Here is a 13,849-nt window from a genome sequence, read left to right on the forward strand (position 1 = left end):
GGTGAAGGCCCACTGGATCGCCGCCCGGTCGAAGCCGAACTTCTTCTGGATGTCGGGGACGAAGAACGTCCAGCCGTATTGCAGGTTGGCGATCATCACCATGCAGATCACGCCGATCACCAGCTGACCCCAGCGGTATCCATCGGATACTCGCCCGGTCGTTGTTTCCGCCCTCGTCATCGCGTCCTCCACGTTGTTCTATTGTGCATCATTCGAGGCATTGGAGCCGGTTGACCGGCATCCGATCCAAGAGAAAGCCGGCCATTGGCGCTGCCGACATTCTGGTATGTGGAATACCAGCCTCTCTCGGACGTGTCGGCTCGTCAAGAGCGAGATACAGAAAAATCGATTCCGCAACGCAGCAAACAGGGATTATTTTCAAGATGTCATCAAATCGAACAAAGTTCGATGTGAGCCATGCAATAGAAACAACACTAATGGTCGAACACCAATTCGCCATGCTCGTTCGTGCATATTACGTTACACGCGAACGGAAACCGCCCGGATCTCAAATCTGAGACAGGCAGACACGTCATTAGCTGGAAACGACGATCCGTGCAGTGGGTCAGTCCGTACGCCTGGATCCTGCCCCTGGGGATTCCCCACGCCACGGTCATCAGGCGACACCCATCGGTGGAATCGAGGGTGGCGCTCTTCCCGGTCCAGGCACCGGCACCATAGTTCTATTTCTTCCGTTGACAATAGGTATTCTGCATACCAGAGTCTTCCTCCAACAAGCGATCCCTGAGGGAGGCGACGCCATGGAAGCCAGCCAGTGGACCGGCAATGGCGCGGCCCGACTCCAGTATATCCGCATGGATCGGTCGGCGAGGGACGCATTGCGGTTGCTGCGCAGTCCTGGAGTCGAGGCCCTCGTCGTGATCGACGGTGATCGTCCGACAGATGGAGCCATCATCGGGATCGTCACCGAGCGTGAGATCTTCCGCGCCATGGCGGCGCGCGGTCTCGAAGCGCTGGACAACCTCGTTTGGATGCTGGCGAAAGAGGATTTCACCTCCGTCGACGTAGGAATGTCCCGTGCCGACAGGCTGAAGCAGTTCTGCGCCCACAAAACCGATCATCTCGCGGTGACGGATGGTTTCGTCCTCACAGAGGTCCAGAGCATCTGGAACTGCGTCGATGAGATGTCCGCAGGCGGTGGACCGGCCGAGGCCGGAGCATGAACGCGTATTCAGTGCCGGGATCGTAACCAACCCACAATTGTAGCCCCTGGTGCCGCAGACTAGGTTATGCGCAATCGATCTTCGCATTGTAGTATTGCAGCGCAAAACAAACGTATCGCAACCGCAGGACAAGATATCCTGCGCATGATCATTGACCCACACCCGTTTTGCATTCAAAATTTATCCAAGGTGCCCAGGCATTTCGGCCTTCGGACGAGGCGCGATTCAGACTGGGTATCGAGGCAGGGAGACGCTACGGGATCGTGCCGGTCGGCAACAGACCGGCCCTGCGCATCTCGTGGACAACAGGGTTAGCAGCGATGCGTTACTTGGCCATTCTTGAATGTCCCGTCATCTTCGGTGGTGAATCTCCCAATGGGATGACCAGCATGGACATGTGTCCCTCGGCTGGCATCACACGCGGTCTTATCAGCCGACATGTTAAAGTGATCGATTCCAGGGTCATCGCCGTCTGTATCTGGCAGAGCGAGTTCTGCGCCAAGCTGTTCTTCGACGCGGATTGGTACGATAAGGCGGGAGTCCTCTGGGGGGACCGCTATCAGCTGCGTCTCGAGGCCATTGACGAGGCAGCTGTCGCGTAAGTTCAGGCGAGCTGGATTTCTTGACGACGACGCCCGGCCGCCAGCGAAGGTGCTGAATCTCGGAGCGGTCGGTGATGTCCATCCCGGAGAGCAGAATCGCGGATCTGGCTGAGCCAAGGCCACGGGAAGAATACGGCCCTTGGAATCCGGGTCTCGAATCGAACCTGCCCAGGGCGTTCCTCGCCCTGGAGACGATCTACCGGCCCGACAATGTCGAGACCACCCTCGCGGACGCTCGCGAGATGATGGACGTTAGCGGGCTTCCGCTGATGCAACTGGTCCGGTTCCGGGCAGAGCGCCTCGTCGTCCACGAAGTTCTCATCCGTGTCATGGCCGACCTGTCGGTTCCGGTCGGCCGGACCTATGGCGATCTCGGAGTGAATTTCCGCGCCATGGTCGGCACCATCCTGCGCGACGGAATCGCGTCCCATGAGGATGAGATCTCCGACCTGCTCGACCGCGTTCGAAGCGATGCGACGCAGATCCTCGAGCGGGAACTCTCCGCGATGTTCCTGTCGAAAGGTCCGGAGAAACCGGTCAGGACACGGGCGTCCTTGTGGCAGACGATCCTCGGCTCGTCCGGACATGCAGGGTGCCGGGGGGAAACTCTCACACCGGAGCAGTCTGCACTCCTGCATCTCGACGCATGGCAAGCCCGATGTGCGGCAGCGCCTGAACCCATCGAGGCGGCGGCCTGCACGGCATTGCGTCAGGTGGTGACGAGTATCGTCAGCCGGCGCGGTTTCCTTATCCGCGACAAGGCACTTCTCTCACGTCTCGCCTGCACGCTCGTTTCGAACCAGCATGGCAGCACGCGGATCGGACAGCTGATCGAGCCATGGGTTCGCGATGTCGTCGCCAGCCAAAGCTACCATGTGTTGAAGGCCCAGATCCGGCCGGTAGTCATGAACGTCAAGGGTGCCTCGGCATCGGGCAAGAGCACGATCCGGCCCTATCAGCGGGCGCTTGCCGGGCGGCTCGGGCTCGATGAATCGGATTTCGCGGTGATCACGCCCGACGTCTGGCGCAAGTTCCTGCTCGATTACGACAGCCTCGGCCCGGCCCGGCGCTATGCCGGGACCCTGACAGGGCGAGAGGTCGAAATCATCGATCGCAAGCTCGACCGGCATATGGCGGTGAAGGCCGCCGAAGGCCGCATCTCGCATCTCCTCATCGACCGGTTTCGTTTCGACAGCTTCACCGTCGATGCCGGCGCCGAGAGCGGCAGCCAGCTCCTCACCCGCTTCGGTCACAGCGTCTACATGCAGTTCATGATCACGCCGCCGGAGGCGACGGTGGAGCGGGCTTGGAAGCGCGGCGAGCAGTTCGGCCGCTACAAGGCGGTGGAGGATCTGCTCGCCCACAATGTCGAAGCCTATACCGGCATGCCGCGCCTGTTTTTCACCTGGGCGCTGAGAACGGACAAGCAGGTCCATTTCGAGTTCCTCGACAACAGCGTGCCGGAGGGTGAGCGGCCGAGAACGGTTGCCTTCGGCATCAACGGCGCGATGACCATCCTCGACCTGAAATTCATTTTCGATATCGATAGGTACCGCAAGATCGATGTCTCCGCGCGGTCGGCCGACGAGGTCTATGCCGCCGCCGGCTCGATGGAAGCTCAACAGAACATGAGCTTCCTGCGCGATTGCGTTCGCCGGATGACGACGATCCGATTCGCCGATCACGGAACGGGGCGGGTCTATGCGCGGCTCGAAAGCAGCCGCCTGTCCCATCTCTCCGCGGACGCCGTCTCACGCGCGGCCGAGGACCCTGACCTGCACGCGGCCTTGGCCCTTATGGGCGTAGCGGACCAGTGTCCGGCCATCGCGGAACCAAGAGAATGGCTTCGACCGGAGGACACCCACACGCTGGGCCGATGGGGCGACGCGGCCAGGTCCTGACTGTCGGCCGGCGAATGCCTCTCAGTCCCGCGATCACATGAGAAAGTGCCTTTCGCGGATGCGCCCGACGCCGGCTCCCGGCGGCAACCAACTTCAGCATGCGTCTGAGACATGCCTGGTCGAAGGAATGTGATATATCAGTTTGCGCCGCACCATGGCATCACGATGTTGCAACGCGCCATCGGGAGCCCACCATGCTCGTCACCATCTTCGCCGCCGTTCTCTGCATGATCGCTCTTCAGGTCGTTCTCGTGGTGAAAGCCGCCGATCTCCTGTCGGTGCGCCCTGACAAGACCGGTTCCGAGAGCCGCGGTTACGTGGGAGGTTCGGCCGGACGCTTCACCGGCATTGCCTGATCGACTGCCCCTAAACGAAAGAGCGCGGCATCGGACCCGAGGCCGACACCGCGCTGAGTCGGGAGGAGTTTCACGTCGTGCACGCGAGCCGGGATGTTGAGACAATCGGCTCGCGCTTCGTTCAGGAGCGGATCATTCGGCGGCGATCCTCTGGACTGCGCCGATCGCCCCTGATTCCGAGATCTTGAGCCGGTCGTTCTCGGAATAGCCGAGGACGTCGCGCAGGATCTCGTCGGTATGCTCGCCCAGCAGGGGCGAGCGCTTGACTTCGACCTGACTCGCCGAAAGTCGGATCGGGTTTCCCACGGTCAAGTATTTCCCGCGCTCCGGATGGTCGACCTCGACCACGGTGCCGGATTTTCGCAGCGACTTGTCCTCCGCGATCTCCTTCATCGAAAGGATCGGGCCGCAGGGGACGTGCAGCGCGTTGAGCGTTTCCATCGCCTCGAACTTGGTCTTCGACATCGTCCAGGCTTCGACCCGCGTGAAGATTTCGTTCAGATGCGGCAGGCGCGCTTTCGGCGTCGCGTAATCGGGATGGGTCTTCCAGGTCGGCTCGCCGATGACGTTGCAGATCGGCTCCCAGACCGCGCCTTGTGCGATGAAATAGATGTAGGCGTTGGGATCGGTCTCCCATCCCTTGCACTTCAGGATGCGACCCGGCTGGCCGCCACCGGAATCGTTACCCGCGCGCGGCACGGAATCGCCGAAACCGATCCCCTCCCCGTACTGGCTGTATTCCTCGAGCGGACCGCGCTCCAGCCGCTGCTGGTCGCGCAGCTTGACCCGGCAGAGGTTGAGGACGCCATCCTGCATGGCGCAATCGACCTTCTGGCCAAGGCCCGAATGGGTCCGCTGGTAAAGCGCCGTGACGATGCCGAGGGCCAGATGAAGGCCGGTGCCGGAATCTCCGATCTGAGCGCCGGACACCATCGGGATATCGGTGCGGAACCCCGTGGTGGAGGCCGCACCTCCCACGCATTGGGCGACGTTCTCGTAGACCTTACAATTCTCGTAAGCACCCGGTCCGAACCCCTTGACCGAGGCGAGGATCATGCGGGGGTTGGCTTGGTGGATCGCCTCCCAAGTCAGACCCATCCGGGCGAGAGCGCCGGGCGCGAAGTTCTCCACGAGAACATCGCACTCCTTCACCAGACGCCACATCACCTCGATCCCCTTGGGGTTCTTGGTGTCGAGGGTGATCGACCGCTTGTTGTGGTTCAGCATCGTGAAATAGAGGCTGTCCACATCGGGAATGTCCTGAAGCTGCTGGCGTGTCGCGTCGCCAACGCCCGGACGCTCGACCTTGATCACGTCCGCGCCGAACCAGGCCAGGAGCTGGGTACAGGTCGGGCCGGATTGGACATGGGTGAAGTCGAGGATCTTCACGCCTTCGAGGGCATTCATAGGACTCTTCCGCGTTGAAGGGCGTTCGGCGGATATGGGCGCCGGCCGCTCCTGCATCGCTGACGCGGGAGCGGCCGGACGGACCGACGGCCTACTTCTTCTTTTTCACTGCGCTTTGCGGGTTGAGGCTGCCGATATTGCCGCTCTCGGTGCCGGCCTGGGGGTCGATCACTGCGTTGATGAGCGTCGGGCGACCCGAATCCATGGCTGCGTTGACGGCCTGGGAGAGCTCGTCCGGCGTCGTCGCGTTGACGCCCACGCCGCCGAAGGCCTCCATCATTTTATCGTAACGGGAATCCCGGACGAAGACCGTCGTTCCCGGATCGCGGCCGGTCGGGTCCGTATCGGTGCCGCGATAGATGCCGTTGTTGTTGAACACGACGATGCAGACCGGCAGGTTGTAACGGCAGATGGTCTCCACCTCCATGCCGGAGAAGCCGAAGGCGCTGTCGCCCTCGACGGCGAGGACGGGCTTGCCCGTTTCCACGGCGGCGGCGATGGCGAAGCCCATGCCGATCCCCATGATGCCCCAGGTGCCGACATCGAGACGCTTGCGCGGCTGGTACATGTCGATGATGCCACGCGCAAGATCGAGGGTGTTGGCGCCCTCGTTGACCAGGATCGCGTCGGGCCGCTCGGCGATGATGGTCTTCAGTGCGCCGAGCGCGCCGTGGAAGTCCATCGGCGTCGAGTTCTTGCGCAGCTTCGACGCCATCTTGCCGAGGTTCTCCTCCTTCTTGGCGGAGATGGCATCGGTCCAGGATGTCGGCGGGGCCTGCCAGTCTCCCTTCATGCCGTCGAGGAGCGCTGAGACGCAGGAGCCGATATCACCGACGATGGGGGCCACGATCTCGACATTGGAGTCCATCTCTTTCGGCTCGATGTCGATCTGGATGAACTTCTTGGAGCCGGGGGCGCCCCAGGTCTTGCCCTTGCCGTGGGAGAGCAGCCAGTTGAGGCGCGCGCCCACCAGCAGGACGACGTCGGCCTCCTTGAGGACGAGCGAACGGGCGGCACCCGCCGATTGCGGATGGGTGTCGGGCAGGAGGCCCTTGGCCATGCTCATGGGCACGTAGGGGATGCCACTGGTTTCCACGAGAGCCCGGACCTCGTCATCGGCCTGCGCATAAGCCGCGCCCTTGCCCAGAACGATGAGGGGGCGTTTGGCGCTCTTCAGGACATCGAGTGCGCGCTTGATCGCGGAGGGGGCCGGCAGCTGGGCCGGGGCCGCATCAATGACCTTGACCAGGGATTTGGCGCCGGCCTCGGCCTCCATCACCTGGGAGAAGAGCTTGGCGGGCAGGTCGAGATAGACACCGCCCGGGCGGCCGGACACCGCCGCGCGGATGGCACGGGCGACGGCGATGCCGATATCGGCGGCATGAAGCACGCGGAAGGCCGCTTTGCAGAGGGGCTTGGCGATGGCGAGCTGGTCCATCTCTTCGTAATCGCCCTGCTGCAGGTCGACGATCTCGCGCTCGGACGAGCCGGAGATGAGGATCATCGGGAAGCAATTGGTGGTGGCGTTGGCGAGCGCCGTCAGACCGTTGAGGAAACCGGGGGCCGAAACCGTGAGGCAGATGCCGGGCTTCTTCGTGAGGAAGCCCGCGATGGCGGCCGCATTGCCGGCATGCTGCTCATGGCGGAAGGAGATGACACGCATGCCCGCAGCCTGGGCAAGACGACCGAGATCGGTGATCGGAATACCGGGAACACCGTAGATCGTATGAATATCGTTGAGCTTCAACGCATCGATGACGAGATGAAAGCCATCGGTGAGCTCAGGCTCCGCCGAAACGTCGACATCGATTCTCTGGGCCAAAGCGGACATCGTGTTCTCTCCCTGGTTCTTTGCTGTTTTGTTATGATTTGTGACCCGCTGGGCAGGCGAGCCGATGAGGTGACGTCCCCATCGTGGGGCAGCGGGGGCGTCCACGGCCGCACGTCTCGGCGAACCCGTATTTTTCTTAAGTCAGACCGAAAAAATTATGACCTCCTCAAGCAAACAGCTCATGCTTATCTTGAAGACCGTCCGTAAACCTCCCGACCGAAGGGCTACGGAACGTAATGCGTTATAATGCGTGTCCCTACGTCGACAGCGTGCTGTGATGCCACCGCCAATCCGCCGAAGCCTCATCACGACCGCGCTCAGGCCGCGTTACAGTCGGATAACCCTCCGCATCTCTCGACAATTGGTGGCATACCAAATACCAACTGTCAAACGGTTTTGCATGATCTTGCCGGTTTGGTCGGGCTTCAGCGAATTCGCGGCACTGAAACGAACGAGACGATGGCGAGTGCGGCATCGACGCGGCTCCAACGACCGAATGCATGTCCTCCGGATTGCTAGGACAAGAGATGCCACTATTCTTGTGTTGAAGGATTTCTTTGCCCCGAAGCGTTCCTTGTATTTCGAACGCGGGTTTGGCATGCTTCACACCAAGTGTGCTCGACCCTGTGTGCGAGTTGAAATCATTCTAGGTGTCGAAAATGGTTAAGACGGATACGTTTCAAGTAAAGCCCATCGTTGCGACTTCGAGCTTGCGTGCATTGGCCTACGACGCGCTCAAGGAAGCAATCACGAATATGAACATCTATAATCAGCGCGAGGAGGTGAGGCTCGACGAGAGGAAGCTGTCTCTCAACCTGGGAGTGAGCCGCACCCCGGTGCGCGAAGCGCTGACGGTACTCGAGCAGGAAGGTTTCGTACGGTTCGAGGCCCGGCGCGGCGTCTTCGTGATCAAGAAGTCGAAGAAGGAGATCGTCAGCATGATCCAGGCCTGGTCGGCCCTGGAGAGCATGGCCGCTCGCCTCGCGTGCGAGCGAGCCACAGACGAGCAGTTACACTGCCTGCGCGAGCATTTCCCGGAATTTTACGAGGGTCGTCCGTCGGATCATCTCGACGAGTATTCGGAAGCCAATATCCGCTTCCACCAGAAGATCATTTCGCTGGGCCAGTGCGACGTCATCAAGGACATCACCAGCAATCTGCTCATGCACGTTCGCGGCATCCGCAACACGGCCATGCGTCAGGGCGACCGTGCCGCCAACTCGATCAAGGAACACGTGGCGATCATCAAGGCGCTCGAGGCGCGCGACGCGGAACTTGCCGAACGCCTGGTGCGTGAGCACGGCCTCGGGCTCGCCAGCCATGTGGAGAAGTACGGCGACTATCTCGACTGAGCGGCATCGTCGCCGGTTTCCGGTCGCTGCGACCGCCAATGTCGGCGAACGAGACGAAACAGCCGGCTTCGGTCGGATCGAAGCGTCTGTATCGGCTCGCCGATCCGTCGCAGTGATCGAAACGAATCCCCGATTCTCCGGCGAAGCCATCGACCGGTGGCACCGTCGCTATTGAACCACCACGCCGAGGCGATCGGCCCTCGCGGTGGGATGTCGTCGGGATGGAGCGGACTTGCGAGGCGCGAACCGCCAGCCGGGCTCCGGCGCCGGGATGCCGGCGAATGTCCGCCCAGGAACAAACTCTACCACCGCGTTAACGGAACCCTTGCAGAACACTTCCAGAACGTCTACCGTGTTCGTGTTTTGTTTCAGCGGCGTTAGTCGCGGCCATTGGCTTCAGTGGAAGAGTGATCTGTATGTTGACGCGTAAGCAGCTGGATCTTCTCCAATTCATTCAGCAACGGATGCAGGGGAGTGGTGTCCCGCCCTCGTTCGACGAGATGAAGGATGCGCTCGATCTCAAGTCGAAATCGGGTATCCACCGGCTGATCACGGCCCTCGAAGAGCGCGGGTTCCTGCGGCGCCTGCCGAATAGGGCCAGGGCGATCGAGGTGATCCGGATGCCCGAAAGCCTGACCGGCGCCCCCGCGCCGAAGCCGGCTCCCGCCGGCGAAGTCCGCCGCTTTACGCCCAGCGTCGTCGAGGGCGGACGGTCCAAGGCGACGCCATCCATGCGCCCGCCTACGACCCAGGCTCAGGACGAGAGCGGACGGGCCATCACCATCCCGGTCATGGGTCGGATCGCGGCCGGTACGCCGATCTCGGCGATCCAGAACCAAAGTCACTCGGTCACGCTGTCTCCCGACTTCCTATCGGGGGGCGAGCATTATGCCCTCGAGGTGCGCGGCGATTCGATGATCGAAGCGGGTATTCTCGACGGCGATCTGGTGGTGATCAAGAAGCAGGACACCGCGAATACGGGAGACATCATCGTGGCCCTCATCGACGATGAGGAAGCCACTCTGAAACGCCTGCGTCGTCGCGGTTCCTCCATCGCCCTGGAGGCCGCCAACCCCGCCTATGAGACGAGGGTGCTGGGTCCCGACCGTGTACAGATCCAGGGTCGCCTGGTCAGCCTCGTCCGCCGCTACTGAGGCCGGTCCGAGGGTGTGTCCGGCAATGGATCGCCTTCGTCGATCTCGGGATCCTGTAGTTTCGCGGTCTCGGCCGGTGTCGAGGGCACAGGCGAGGCCTCGGCCATGACCCGCCGCCACGGAGGCCGGACGTTCGGCGAGCGTGCCGATGTCGCGACAGGACCGTCCGGCCCGAAGCGAACTGCTGTCGCCCCCCGCTCCGCCAGGAACGCCCGATCGACGATGAGGCCGGCGCGGCATCCTTTGGGAGCGTCGCGGCGGGCTATGATGATGCTTGCCCTCTCACAATCCTCGGTAAAGGCTCGCTTGTCCTTGACGAGCGCCACGATGCGCCGTGTCTCCGTCCCTGCGGTGCAGCCGACCGCATCGCAACGGCCTTTCGTGGAGACGGATACGGCACCGGCCTTCCGAGAATCGCCGTCCGCCTTGAGCCATTGTTCGAGGACGAAGGCGGGCGGGTTTCCGAGGATTGCGAGCCGGCCGTCTGGGTCGCGCAGGGCCGCGCCCCCACCCTCCCGGTCGATATAGAGGTCGTAGCGAGGTGGCGTGGCGGCGAGCGCGATGCCGAGGGCGGCCGGAGCGAGGCCGATCCAGCGCAGCCCCGACACGGGGAGCGTCAGCAGGAGCAGGGCGAGGGCCAGCAGGCAGAGGGCCGTGCTGCCATAGGCCGGCACGACGAGGGTGGCGTGGCCAAACCCGCTGATCCACCCGGAGATCGTGAGCATCCCCCGTACCGCGAGCCCCATCGCCCACCAGACCGGCTGATCGAGGGCAAAGGGATAGGCGAGGATTCCGAGCACCGCCGCCGGCATCACCGCCAGAGATACGAGGGGCAAGGTCAGCGCGTTGCCGACGATGCCGAACGGCTGGACGGTCTGGAAATGATAGGTCGCGAACGGCGCCGTCGCGATCTGGGCGACCATGGTCGTCGCCAGGGTGCCGAGGACCGCGACGGCGAGGAACCGCCATGCGCGGGCCAAGAGGCTGGCGCCTTCGCGTGGCGGCATCCAGCGATTGAGCGTGCCCGCGCAGGCGATGAGGCCGGCCACCGCGCCGAAGGACATTTGGAAGCTCGGGCCGAGTAGCCCGTCGGGCTCGCGCGCGAGGGCGATCAGCGCGGCCAGGGCGAGGTTGCGCATGCTGAGCGCGGGACGATCTACGAGGATCGCGCCCAGCATCACGAGGGTCATGATGAGCGATCGCTCGGCGGCGATGTCCCAGCCCGAGAAGACGCAATAGGCGGTGACGCCGACCATGGCGAAACCGGCGGCGATCTTCTTGATCGGCCAGATGAGGGCGAGGCCCGGGACGAGGGCGAGGAGCGCGCGAACGAGCCAGAACACCACTCCGGCAGCGAGTACCATGTGGAGCCCGGAAATCGAGACCACGTGGTAGATCCCCGCCGCGCGCAGGACATCGTTGGTCTCGGCATTGATGAGGCCGCGCTTGCCCGTCACCAGGGCCGCCGCCACCGCGCCGGCCTGCCCGCCATTGGCATCGGTGATCCGGCGGGTCAGCGCGTTGCGCGCATCGTCCACGGCAGCGGCGAGCGAGACCTGCCAGGGCAAGGGTCTCGGCGGAGGCTTCACCTCGATCTTGCCCACGAGGGAGCCGACTGCGCCGATCCCGCGAAAGTAGGCATCGCGCGCGAAATCGTATCCGCCGGGCCGGGCCGCCTCGGGCGGGGGCAGGAGCCGCGCCATCGCCGAGATGTAATCGCCGGGCTTCAGGGAGAGCGCCTTTTTGTACGACACGCGAACCCGCGTCGGCCGGCGATCCGGGGTCAGGGTGCCGAAACTCTCCACGAGGACGATGAGCCGCGCACCGACCTCCCGCTCGTCGAGGGCTTCCACGAGGCCGGTGAGCGGCGCGATGGTCGTCCGGGCCAGGACGGGCGCCGCCACGATCCGCAGGCGCAACACAGCGGCCGAGAAGCCGAGGAAGGACGCGGCGAGTCCGAGAACCAGAGCGAGGGCGACGGGCCTTGAACCGAGGAACGGTACGGCGGCCGAGAGGGCGAGCGCCACGAGGAGCGGTGCCGCCAGCGATGGCTCGCCGTTGGTGGCGGTGAAACAGACGAGAATGCCGAGGCCGAATGCGACGGCGAGCCACGGAAACAGGCGGCGCTGTTCGGATTCCTCCGCGAGCCCGCCGGCGAACCAGCGTTTTGCCGCCTCTACCATAGCCGACGGGGATCGCGGTCGGGCCAGGCCCGCAAACGTCGCGCCCTTTGCTCGCGCGCTGGCCTGGGCCATCTGCCGCTGCGTCTCCCTCAGGGCTCACCCTTTTGGAGAGAGCCCGCACGAGCGGCACCGCCTCCGCCTCGCGACTCGGCGCCACGTTTTCTTAACGTCACCGCAAACGCATGCTACATGCGCCGATCCGGGCCGGTCGATCCGCCCTCCCACCTTCACGCACAAGTTTAGCCGCCCGATGTCGTCACCCGTCGTTACGCGTTTTGCCCCCTCCCCCACGGGGTACCTGCATATCGGGGGAGCGCGCACGGCGCTCTTCAACTGGCTCTATGCCCGCCATTTCGGCGGTCGCATGCTGCTGAGGATCGAGGATACCGACCGGGAGCGCTCCACCCAGGGCGCCATCGACGCGATCCTCGAAGGGTTGCGCTGGCTCGGCCTGGATTGGGACGGAGACGTCGTATACCAGTTCGCCCGCGCGGATCGGCACCGCCAGGTCGCGGAAAGCCTGCTCGCCTCGGGCAACGCCTATCACTGCTATGCGACGCCGGACGAGCTCACCGCCATGCGCGAGGCCGCGCGCGCCGAAGGCCGCCCGATGCGTTACGATGGCCGCTGGCGCGACCGCGATCCGGCCGAGGCACCGGCCGGTGTTAAGCCGGTGATCCGCCTGCGCGCTCCGTCCGACGGCGAAACGGTGGTGGAAGATCAGGTCCAGGGCCGCGTGACCTGGGCCAACAAGGATCTCGACGATCTCGTCCTGCTGCGCTCCGACGGTAACCCCACCTACATGCTCGCCGTCGTCGTCGACGATCACGACATGGGCGTGACCCACGTGATTCGCGGTGACGACCACCTCACCAACGCCGCCCGGCAGGGACAGATCTACGACGCGCTCGGCTGGTCCGCGCCGATCATGGCGCATATCCCGCTGATCCACGGGGCTGACGGCGCCAAACTGTCGAAGCGTCACGGAGCACTCGGTGTCGACGCCTATCGCGACCTTGGCTACCTGCCTTCGGCCTTACGCAACTACCTCGTCCGCCTGGGCTGGAGCCATGGCGATCAGGAGGTGTTCTCGACCGAGGAGATGATCGCCGCCTTCGACCTGAAGTCGATCGGCCGCTCGGCTGCCCGATTCGATTTCGCGAAGCTCGAGAATCTCAACGGGCTCTACATTCGCGGGGCGGACGATGCCGTGCTGATCGATGCGATCGAGACGATCCTTCCGGTGCTCGCTCCCGATCGCGGATTGCCCACCGCTTTGTCGCCCGAGCTTCGTGCCAAGCTCGGCGCGGCGATGCCCGGTCTCAAGGAGCGCGCCAAGACCCTCGTGGACCTCCTCGACAGCGCCTATTACCTCACCGCGTCGCGTCCCCTCGGCCTCGACGACAAGGCGAAGGCCCTCCTGAGCGAGGAAGCTCGCCAGCGTCTCGCGGCGATCCTGCCGGCCCTCGCCGACCTGCCGGAATGGAACGCGGCCAGCACGGAGGGCGCGGTGCGCCGCTTTGCCGAGGAAAACGCGCTCAAGCTCGGCCTGATCGCCCAGCCATTGCGGGCCGCGCTCACGGGGCGCGCGACCTCTCCGCCGGTCTTCGACGTCATGGCCGTGCTCGGACGCGAGGAGTGTCTGGGGCGCCTCGGAGATCAGGCATCCTCGACCTGATCACAGACGCTCGACGGGTGACAGATCGGCCCGGTTTTCGCTTGCGCGGCCGAGTGGCGAGGGGGATCGGTTGTAGGCGGTGTGCCGATCCGCTAACCCGATAGGTGTGTGAGCACCTGCAGCAAAAGCCTGTTCGTGCGCGCCGGTCCGAAGTGGCGGATGTCGCCATTCGGGCCGGCGCTACCCTCTGCCAAGGTCTGC

10 protein-coding genes and 1 pseudogene are annotated in these 13,849 nt (G+C 63.8%); 7 read left to right on the forward strand and 4 right to left on the reverse strand.

Going from position 1 to position 13,849, the window contains the following annotated elements; translation table 11 throughout:
• Window positions 1–180: pseudogene (locus tag MBTS_RS05705) on the reverse strand (oxalate/formate MFS antiporter); the annotation flags it as partial.
• A gap of 581 nt (window positions 181–761) precedes the next feature.
• Between MBTS_RS05705 and MBTS_RS05710 the strand changes: the two are divergent.
• From MBTS_RS05710 to MBTS_RS05725, 4 genes are all read left to right on the forward strand, one after another.
• Window positions 762–1,184 carry a CBS domain-containing protein gene (locus MBTS_RS05710; protein ID WP_056148520.1) on the forward strand — a complete coding sequence of 141 codons (423 nt, stop codon included), beginning with the start codon at window positions 762–764 and terminating at the stop codon, window positions 1,182–1,184.
• Between the two features lie 446 nt (window positions 1,185–1,630).
• On the forward strand, window positions 1,631–1,786 hold the full coding sequence (locus MBTS_RS23670) for a hypothetical protein (RefSeq protein ID WP_238254215.1): 156 nt from the start codon (window positions 1,631–1,633) through the stop codon (window positions 1,784–1,786).
• A gap of 74 nt (window positions 1,787–1,860) precedes the next feature.
• Window positions 1,861–3,687, forward strand: coding sequence for a DEAD/DEAH box helicase family protein (locus tag MBTS_RS05720; protein ID WP_147832814.1), 1,827 nt, complete (start codon window positions 1,861–1,863; stop codon window positions 3,685–3,687).
• A 194-nt stretch (window positions 3,688–3,881) separates the two neighbouring features.
• The gene (locus MBTS_RS05725; protein WP_018044761.1) at window positions 3,882–4,043 is read left to right on the forward strand and encodes a hypothetical protein; all 162 of its coding nucleotides are present in this window, start codon (window positions 3,882–3,884) and stop codon (window positions 4,041–4,043) included.
• A 132-nt stretch (window positions 4,044–4,175) separates the two neighbouring features.
• On the opposite strand, the gene frc is transcribed toward MBTS_RS05725, so the two are convergent.
• A complete protein-coding gene (frc, locus tag MBTS_RS05730) occupies window positions 4,176–5,450 on the reverse strand; it encodes a formyl-CoA transferase (protein WP_192215237.1) in 1,275 nt (424 codons plus the stop codon).
• A gap of 91 nt (window positions 5,451–5,541) precedes the next feature.
• Complete coding sequence (oxc, locus tag MBTS_RS05735) at window positions 5,542–7,281, reverse strand: oxalyl-CoA decarboxylase (protein WP_192215238.1); 1,740 nt, start codon at window positions 7,279–7,281, stop codon at window positions 5,542–5,544.
• A 659-nt stretch (window positions 7,282–7,940) separates the two neighbouring features.
• Here oxc and MBTS_RS05740 point away from each other — a divergent pair.
• The gene (locus MBTS_RS05740; RefSeq protein ID WP_026176100.1) at window positions 7,941–8,633 is read left to right on the forward strand and encodes a GntR family transcriptional regulator; all 693 of its coding nucleotides are present in this window, start codon (window positions 7,941–7,943) and stop codon (window positions 8,631–8,633) included.
• Between the two features lie 416 nt (window positions 8,634–9,049).
• Entirely contained in the window at window positions 9,050–9,787 is a 738-nt protein-coding gene (gene lexA / locus MBTS_RS05745) for a transcriptional repressor LexA (RefSeq protein WP_056148504.1), read from the forward strand.
• Here lexA and MBTS_RS05750 read toward each other — a convergent pair.
• Entirely contained in the window at window positions 9,781–12,042 is a 2,262-nt protein-coding gene (locus MBTS_RS05750) for a ComEC/Rec2 family competence protein (RefSeq protein ID WP_238254216.1), read from the reverse strand. The two genes, lexA and MBTS_RS05750, sit on opposite strands and share 7 nt — an antisense overlap.
• A 178-nt stretch (window positions 12,043–12,220) precedes the next feature.
• Between MBTS_RS05750 and gltX the strand changes: the two genes are divergently transcribed.
• Entirely contained in the window at window positions 12,221–13,648 is a 1,428-nt protein-coding gene (gene gltX / locus MBTS_RS05755; protein WP_147830436.1) for a glutamate--tRNA ligase, read from the forward strand.
• Window positions 13,649–13,849 lie beyond the last annotated feature (201 nt).

It is taken from the genome of Methylobacterium bullatum (genome assembly GCF_014845095.1).
Taxonomy (GTDB): Bacteria; Pseudomonadota; Alphaproteobacteria; order Rhizobiales; family Beijerinckiaceae; genus Methylobacterium; species Methylobacterium bullatum.

Bases quoted from the DNA above. Each gene is read 5' to 3' on its own strand.
- MBTS_RS05750 (WP_238254216.1), bottom strand. From the start codon at position 12,042: ATGGCCCAGGCCAGCGCGCGAGCAAAGGGCGCGACGTTTGCGGGCCTG.
- lexA (WP_056148504.1), top strand. From the start codon at position 9,050: ATGTTGACGCGTAAGCAGCTGGATCTTCTCCAATTCATTCAGCAACGG.
- oxc (WP_192215238.1), bottom strand. From the start codon at position 7,281: ATGTCCGCTTTGGCCCAGAGAATCGATGTCGACGTTTCGGCGGAGCCT.
- frc (WP_192215237.1), bottom strand. From the start codon at position 5,450: ATGAATGCCCTCGAAGGCGTGAAGATCCTCGACTTCACCCATGTCCAA.
- MBTS_RS05740 (WP_026176100.1), top strand. From the start codon at position 7,941: ATGGTTAAGACGGATACGTTTCAAGTAAAGCCCATCGTTGCGACTTCG.
- MBTS_RS05710 (WP_056148520.1), top strand. From the start codon at position 762: ATGGAAGCCAGCCAGTGGACCGGCAATGGCGCGGCCCGACTCCAGTAT.
- MBTS_RS05725 (WP_018044761.1), top strand. From the start codon at position 3,882: ATGCTCGTCACCATCTTCGCCGCCGTTCTCTGCATGATCGCTCTTCAG.
- gltX (WP_147830436.1), top strand. From the start codon at position 12,221: ATGTCGTCACCCGTCGTTACGCGTTTTGCCCCCTCCCCCACGGGGTAC.
- MBTS_RS05720 (WP_147832814.1), top strand. From the start codon at position 1,861: ATGTCCATCCCGGAGAGCAGAATCGCGGATCTGGCTGAGCCAAGGCCA.